Source organism: Bradyrhizobium sp. KZN70725 (assembly GCF_055264925.1).
Map to the genome: position 1 here is coordinate 1 of NZ_JBUYWT010000120.1, position 7222 is coordinate 7222.

The 7222-nt window shown below is 62.6% G+C and carries 9 protein-coding genes; 3 read left to right on the plus strand and 6 right to left on the minus strand.

Going from position 1 to position 7222, the window contains the following annotated elements:
- The first annotated feature begins 292 nt into the window (after nt 1-292).
- The gene (locus ACZBJS_RS41545) at nt 293-586 is read left to right on the plus strand and encodes an HdeA/HdeB family chaperone (RefSeq protein WP_168854955.1); all 294 of its coding nucleotides are present in this window, start codon (nt 293-295) and stop codon (nt 584-586) included.
- Between the two features lie 27 nt (nt 587-613).
- Here ACZBJS_RS41545 and ACZBJS_RS41550 read toward each other — a convergent pair whose 3' ends face one another.
- From ACZBJS_RS41550 to ACZBJS_RS41565, 4 genes are all read right to left on the minus strand, one after another.
- Nucleotides 614-1633 carry a DDE-type integrase/transposase/recombinase gene (locus ACZBJS_RS41550; protein WP_463440243.1) on the minus strand — a complete coding sequence of 340 codons (1020 nt, stop codon included), beginning with the start codon at nt 1631-1633 and terminating at the stop codon, nt 614-616.
- 351 nt (nt 1634-1984) lie between these two features.
- A complete protein-coding gene (locus ACZBJS_RS41555) occupies nt 1985-2449 on the minus strand; it encodes a PaaI family thioesterase (RefSeq protein WP_225164349.1) in 465 nt (154 codons plus the stop codon).
- Nucleotides 2450-2482: 33 nt separating this feature from the next.
- Nucleotides 2483-3958 carry an amidase gene (locus ACZBJS_RS41560; protein ID WP_316399391.1) on the minus strand — a complete coding sequence of 492 codons (1476 nt, stop codon included), beginning with the start codon at nt 3956-3958 and terminating at the stop codon, nt 2483-2485.
- Nucleotides 3955-4314 (minus strand): hypothetical protein, encoded by a 360-nt coding sequence (locus tag ACZBJS_RS41565; RefSeq protein WP_316399390.1) that lies wholly within the window; start codon nt 4312-4314, stop codon nt 3955-3957. The genes ACZBJS_RS41560 and ACZBJS_RS41565 overlap by 4 nt, the downstream gene beginning before the upstream one ends.
- 192 nt (nt 4315-4506) lie before the next feature.
- On the opposite strand from ACZBJS_RS41565, the gene ACZBJS_RS41570 reads away from it, so the two are divergent.
- Both ACZBJS_RS41570 and ACZBJS_RS41575 read left to right on the plus strand, forming a co-directional pair.
- Entirely contained in the window at nt 4507-4809 is a 303-nt protein-coding gene (locus ACZBJS_RS41570; RefSeq protein ID WP_076828393.1) for a hypothetical protein, read from the plus strand.
- A gap of 99 nt (nt 4810-4908) precedes the next feature.
- The gene (locus ACZBJS_RS41575; RefSeq protein ID WP_016848527.1) at nt 4909-5139 is read left to right on the plus strand and encodes a hypothetical protein; all 231 of its coding nucleotides are present in this window, start codon (nt 4909-4911) and stop codon (nt 5137-5139) included.
- Nucleotides 5140-5249: 110 nt separating this feature from the next.
- On the opposite strand, the gene ACZBJS_RS41580 is transcribed toward ACZBJS_RS41575, so the two are convergent.
- Complete coding sequence (locus tag ACZBJS_RS41580) at nt 5250-5453, minus strand: hypothetical protein (protein ID WP_316399393.1); 204 nt, start codon at nt 5451-5453, stop codon at nt 5250-5252.
- A gap of 1031 nt (nt 5454-6484) precedes the next feature.
- The gene (locus ACZBJS_RS41585) at nt 6485-6724 is read right to left on the minus strand and encodes a hypothetical protein (protein ID WP_316399388.1); all 240 of its coding nucleotides are present in this window, start codon (nt 6722-6724) and stop codon (nt 6485-6487) included.
- Nucleotides 6725-7222: the final 498 nt, after the last annotated feature.

Sequence of the window (7222 nt, forward strand, 5' to 3'; positions counted from 1 at the left end):
CTGGTTCCTCTCCCTCGGCGATCCATCTCGGCCTCCTCGACCACGTTGAATCTCCCTTAATATGCGATTCTCAACCCTCCAGATCGCGGCTTTCTGACTCAGTAAGATTAGCGCGGGCGCCGTCGCAAATCAGAAACACGAATTCTCAAGCCGTGCAGCGAAACGATGTGCGGGCTGATCCGCGCGATGCAGTGCTTGCGTTCGATGTAACGCATCGCTTACGAGGTCGCGGACGGAGCCGCCGGGCTTCCGGCGACCTGTTCATTTCAGATCATTGCCTATGGAGATTGCGATGAAGATCACTGCCTCGATCATGCTTGCCGCGGCGCTCGCGCTGTCGTCGGCACCGGCCAGCGCCACCGTCCTCGATCTCTCGACCATGACCTGCAAGCAGTTCGTCGAAGGCGGAGACGACACCATCAAAATGGTGCTGGTCTGGATGGACGGCTGGTACAAGGGCGACTCCGACGAGGCGATCATCGACACCGACGTGTTCACCGAGAACGCCAAGAAGTTCGGCACCTATTGCGGAAAGAATCCGACCATCAGCATCGTCAACGCGGCGGAGGCCGTGCTCGGCAAGTAAATCTTGCAGCGTGATTGGCCTGAACCCTCATGGTGAGGAGCGCGGAACGCGTGTCTCTGTACGATGCTTCGCATCGCCAGGCGAACCGTGAGGCCGGGCTGGTAGCCTCGTCCTTCGAGACGCCTGCTGCGCAAGCTCCTCAGGATGACGGGATTGAAGGCGGGACAACATGTCCGACGTCGTCCCTGCGAAAGTGTTCGGTCCCGTGTGATTGGCGAGGGCCTGGATTGGCGCCAGGTAGCCGAGGCATTTGAGGCGGGTCCGATTGTAGTCGTGGACGAACTTGGCGATGAAGGCGTCGCGGTCGGCGTGGTTGACAAAGGTACGGCGCGCGCTGCCCCGTTTGTGTTCGCGGCCGATGGCTTCAGCGATGCGCCGGTTGAAGCGTTCGACGAGGCCGTTGGTTTGCGGGTGGTAGGGCTTGGTCAGGCGATGCTCGATTGCGCGCTGCTTGCGGAGCCGATCAAAGGGATGGTCGCCGGAAGGCTTCCCGACCGGTTTGTTCTTCTTGTCGACGGCGAAGCGGTCGGTGAACTCGGCTCCGTTGTCGGTCAGGATGGTGTGAACACCGTGCGGAAAGTCGGCCAGGAAGCGTTCGAGGAAGCCGGTCGCGGTCGTTCCGTCTCGCCTGGAATGGATCTCGACGAAGACGTATCGGGTGGCGCGATCGATCGCGACAAAGGCATAACTGGTGCGGCGTTGCAGCGCGGGCAGATACTTCACGTCGATATGAATGAAGCCGATGCTGGCGCTTTCGAAGACGCCGGCCCTGCGCTTGTCAGGCTTGGCAAGCCGGCTGATGCCGTTGCGCTGCAGGCAGCGGTGGATCGCGCTGCGGGACAGCTTGGCATTGATGCACCGCTGCATCACCTCGACGATATCGTCCAGCGGCAGCTGCAGCGATGTCCGCAGCTCACACACTGCCCATTCCTCAAGGGCGGACAGGCTGGTCGTGAGGTGCTTCGGCCGATGCGAGCGATCCTCGACCGTGCTGCGACCGCGCCAGCGATAGATTGTGGTCTCGCTGACCCCCAGCTCGGCCGCCAATTGGGCGACCGACTTCCTGCTGCGCTGGATGTAGGCACGCGTCTTCGGTGTCGTCGTGGCGTTCGCATGCAGGCTCAGTTCCATGACGCGAAGCGCTCCATGATAAAAGCCACGCCTCGTTCTACACCGATTCCATCCAACCAATCAGCAGGGACCAAACACGAAAGCAGGGACCCATAACCACAGGGTTTAATTGTTGAGGAAGGCTGTGGCCGCAGCCCTGCGCAACAATGGTCTTCGGTGGTTATGGGTCCCGGCTTTCGCCGGGACGACACTGAACGTTTGGTGCCGCTCCTCCGCCATACATTCACATCCTTCAGGATGAGATAGACCGGCCATGATGCGAGGGGCCTATCCCGGCAGCATCGCGAAGGCGCTCGACACCATCGCCACCGGCTTGTTGTCGGTGGCGGAGGATAGCGTGACGCGGCCGAAGCTCATGGTGCGGCCGAGCCGGACCACGCGGGCGTCGGCCAGCACGTCGGACGCCGTCACCGCGCGCATGAAGTGCGTGGTCTGGTCGACCGTCGTCATCGGCCGATAGCCCTTGTTGGCCGCGAGGTTGGCGAGCACCATCGCGGTGTCGGCGAACGCCATCAAGGCCTGGCCGCAGACGATGCCGCCATTGCGGCACAGTCGCTCGGAAAACGGCATGCGCAGGATGGCGCCGGGCTGCCAGTCGGCATCGCCGCCGGCAGGCGGCGCGATGTCGAACTGCTCGATCGACAGATTGAGGTCCTGGACCCATGGCGCAAAGACGTCGCCGAGCACGCGTTTCGCGTCGTCGATCCCGAATTCCCCGGCTTGCTGCTGCATGACGTCCCGTTCCTCTGTTGATCCTATATTGCTCTAGTTGCGCGTGACATGCACGCGTGGCGTCTTGCCGTCATTCCACTTGCCGTCGATCGCCCGTTCGATCTGGGCGGCGAGCTGCAGCAACAGCCCGTCACTCGCTTGCTTTCCGATCGCCTGAATGCCGAGCGGCAGGCCGTGCTCGTTGGTCGCGAGCGGCAGCGAGATCGCGGGGATGCCGCAGAGATTGGCGAGCGGCGTGAAGGCGAAGTTGCGCCAGAGATTGCCGAACCAGTCCAGCACCGACGGATTGTCGCTGATGGTGAGATACTCCTTGGTGCCGACCTTCGGCGTCGGCAGTGCCGTGATCGGCGTCAGGATGATGTCCCAGTCCTCGAAGAAGGCGCCGAAGCCGCGCGCCGTGGTGTTGAAGACGGCCTGCATGCGGGCGCGATCGGCGAAGCTGAAGTCGCGGCCATGCTCCCAGATGCGGATGTTGATCGGCTCGATCAGCTCCGCCGGCGGCCGCTCCAGCCCGCGCGCGGCGAGCATGTTGCCGATCACGACGGCGAAATTGCCGATGTAGCAGGTGGTCTGCGCCGCGAAGGCTTCCCGATAGTCGATCGACGGCAATGCGTAATCGACCTGATGGCCGAGGCCTTCGAGGAAGCGGCCGACCCGTTCGAGCTCGGCTGTGATGTGCGGCGTCGCGCGATAGTCGCCCCATATGTGCGACAGCGCGATTCTGAGCCGGCCGGGGTCGCGCGCGATCATTGCGGCATATGGCTCGGGCGAGGTCCAGAACGGCATGAACTCGCCGGGCGCAGGTCCCCGGCAGGCATCGACGAAGCCAGCGGTGTCGCGCACCGTGCGCGACTGGCAGCCCTGGATCGAGACCAGCCCGGTGAGATCGGACAGATGCGGCGCGAGCGAGAACACGCCGCGCGAGACTTTCAGGCCGATATTGCCGTTGACCCCGGCGGGAATGCGGATCGAGCCGCCGCCGTCGGTCGCATGCGCGATCGGCACCGCACCGGCGGCGACCATCGCCGCGCTGCCTGCTGACGAGCCGCAGGTGGTGTAGTCGGTGTTCCAGGGATTGCGCGTGACATAGACCGCGGGATTTTCCGCCGAGCTGCAGACCCCGAACTCCGGCGTCGTGGTGCGGCCGATCAAATTGAGGCCGGCCTTGCGCATCTTCGCCGTCAGGAAGGTGTCCGCCGCGGCGCGATTGCCGCGCATCATCAGCGAGCCCATCTCCTGCAGCCGCCCCTTCAAGGTCGGGCCGAGGTCCTTCATCAGGAAGGGCAGGCCGGCGAACGGGCCGTCGAGGTCGGCACCGTCGCGCGCCGGATCGGCGATCACATCGTCGAACAGCTCGACGACGCCGCAGAGCGCGGGATCGACCTTGGCGATGGCGCTGGCTGCCTGCGACGCCAGCTCACGGGGCGTCAGCTCGCCGGACCTGACGCGCTCCGCGAGCGCCGTCCCGTCGTGCTGCGTCCACTCGTCCCAGCTCATCGCCAAAGTCATTTGATCGATTCCTTTTCTGCTTTGTTGCGCAGTGTAATTTGCGCGGCCGCCCGGTCAAACCAGTGCGCGCCGGCAGCCCGTGCGACGCGCGCTTGCGCTCCGACGCGCACTGCGCTGCGCTCCGACGCGCACTGCGCTGCGCTCCGACGCGCACTGCGCTGCGCTGCAAGCGCCGTGCCCGGCTTGAAAATGCCCCAGTTTCGGCGCCCAGTCGCCTGCTCGCGAGTGGTGGGGGCGTACATGTTCTGCAGGTTGGTGGTGCTCGGCGGCGTGATTGCGATCGGACTTGCGCTCAGCGGTTGCACGCGCTGCGGTCCGATCTGGGACGACTGGATGCAGTCGCCGAAATCCTGCAAGTCAGACCATCTCTAGGGGCATGATCCGGAAAAGTGGAAACCGGTTTTCCGAAAAAGATCATGCTCAAACAAAGAGATGAGAACATGATGCGATTCCGCGGAAACGCATCATGTTCGGGGCCGGGGCAGGCACGCTTGGCGGCGGCTTTGTTGCGGTGATATACCGCCGACGAAAACGCAGGGAGTGTTCTTATGAGAGTTTTGAGCGCAGTTGCGGTTGCGGTGCTGTTGTCGGCGCCGGCCTATGCGCAGATGCCGAACGTCAACCTGATGCCTGAGGTCAAGACCAGGACCCAGGAGGAGAAGGAGCAGGACGCGGTCAGGGACAAGGCCTACAAGGACTCGCTCAGCAAGATTCCCGACGCCAAGGGATCGTCCGATCCCTGGGGCGTCGTGCGCAGCGATCCGCCGAAGGCGGCCGCCCATCCCGCCAAGCCGAAGACCAAGACCGGAAGCTCGGCGCAGCCGGGAAGCGCCGCGCCGCGTAGCCAGTAACGCCCGTTCGGGGCGACCTCGTCCGCCTCCCTCCGACTCGGATTCTCCCGCCGCCACCCCTATATTGGGGGTGTCGTCAATTGGTCCGGAGTTGCGGCAATGGTGTCTCGTCCGCGCGATCTCGCCAGCCGGATGGCCGAGCGGCGAAAGCCGGACGACGGCTATCTGCGCGAGACCTTCAGCCTGCCACGCGATCAGGCCCGCGTGAGGGCGCGTGACTTTCTCAAGCGCTACCCGAAGGCGGCCTATATGAGCGCCGTCGAGAGCTGGCGCGAGCTCCCCGGCGGCGACATCGAGTTCACGATGCGGCGGCTGGCCAGCGCGGATTGAAGCGTTTTCGAGCGAAGCGGGCGCCGGTTCGTGTGTTCTAATTTTAATTAGAACCGAAGCTCTGCAGGCCAGCGCGTCAGGGCACCGGGGCGTGCACGATAGACTGTGCCTCAGTCCCCATTGCTGCCGCGGGTCCGTTCCCGCCCCAGATTGTTCAGCTCGCGATCGATCCGCAGCTGCACGCGGCGGATCGCCAGAAGATCGAGCTTTGCTTCGGTCTTGCCCGTGAAGACGCGATCGCCGATCTGGAAGCGCCATTTCCAGACGCCGGCCGTCAGCCGAGTGACGCTGAACTCGATGCCCCTGTGGATCATTTGTAACGGTTCTGCGATTGAAGGGCGGTCGTCGATATTTAAACTATTAGTTGTAGTAATGATCAGCACCCGTAAAAAGATCGTGTGAAAGGCCGCGCCCGTTCGGGCCGTCGTTGTGGATTCCGGAAAGGATCCGTCCGCCGGCAGCGTCGCCACGGAACGGTCGCCAGCCATGTTGCCTGCCCGGCGCCGCGCAATTCGCGTTGCTTGGAGCAGGCCAATGTTACGAACGCTGGCGGAACCCGAGTCTTCCGTCGAACGCTACGGAGTTTTTCCAGGGCTCAGGAGGGGTACGAAGGTAGTATGCAGATTGTGCCAGCCGTTATCGGACGCCGTCGCGCCTGTCAGGTTAACTTGTTGATTATCAGGGGAACTTCGGGCGCAAGGTGCGTCGCACGGCCGGAACTTTGTTCTTGGCCGGAGAACTACGGAATTTTAAACGGCCCCGACAGGGGGCCGCCAACCCGTCCCGGAGGCGGGTTTTCCTCCAGCAGTCGGGGGGCTACCTGTCTGGCTGGGGGCCCCCAAATAAGGGCACTGCCGGGTCAATTGTTCCAGTAAATATTCCGCGAGAACAGATCGCGACCCGCAGGAAATTATGGGGCCAGAAGATCTGAGGGCCTTCTCAGTAGTCCTACCGAGAACATCGGCTAACCCTTGGTTACGACGGGGTTAAAGCCAAGCCGGCCACTCGAAAAATCAAAGCAGGCCATTGTGGATGGAAACAGGCCGGCACCGGTCTGTTGGTGCTGTCCTAGTTAGGACACTCGCTTGGGGAAACCAGGACACTCATTCACTTATGCAAATGCCCCTTCCGCGCCATGGAGGTTCTAGCTTCAGGTGGGGGTGTCCAGAATCTTTCCCTACCCCACGGGCGCTCCTCGGCCTCAGCCTCCCTGTCGGGGTGCTGGGGCCGTTTGTTTATGTAGAATCCAGTTCGGCTGGGGCCGCAACACTCGGAGCCGTCCCTGCCCAGTAGCGGCGCGGTGAGGCGGCCTCAGCGTTCGTTCCAACGCGCTGGGGCCGTTTCTTCAGGACACCTGATGCCGGCGCACCTCTCCGGCCGCCATGTTGAGAATTGGGATGTGATCGGCGGCCAGCTGTCGCTGAATGAGGCTAACAGCCCATCCCTCCGGGATCGCATCCAGCACTCGGTCAACGGCTTCTTCGCGCGAGGTCGCGGCGAGCCAGATTTGGACCTCGCCGTCATCGGTCGTCACTCGGACTAGATGAACCTCGATCGCCTGTTGCATGAGCAATAAAAGCGGCATCGAGGGAATCGTTTCAAAAATCTTCGCTTAAGTTAAGCCTGAAACCGCAATTAGGGCGCTATCGCTGACATGCCTACTTTAATGCGGACACGAAGACCGTGGCGCAAGCTCTCTGTATGTTCAGGCTCAGTCACCACGACGGCGTCGAGTACGGCTTCATGGCGTTGGCGGCGATATCGTTCGTAGCGCTCATCGTAGGTATAGGCGCCCTGTTTATGTGATGAGCCTGTCATCTCATGGATGATCCAACCGCCTTGGCCTCAGCGTGTACCCCCTCGCTGGGGCCGTTCTTTGGGCCAAGAAAAATCCCGGCTCGCGCCGGGCTTCATAGTTCAAGCTGACCTGCGAGATAGCGCCGCTTCTCGAACTGCCGCGATGTCGAGAGCCTGCGTGTTTCGGCAATTTCCGGACAGCAATTTCGGTAATTCGCGGACAGCGATTTCAGTAATTCCGGGACAGGGATTCCGCTAAATCGCGGACAGTTGCGGGAGGTTGGTT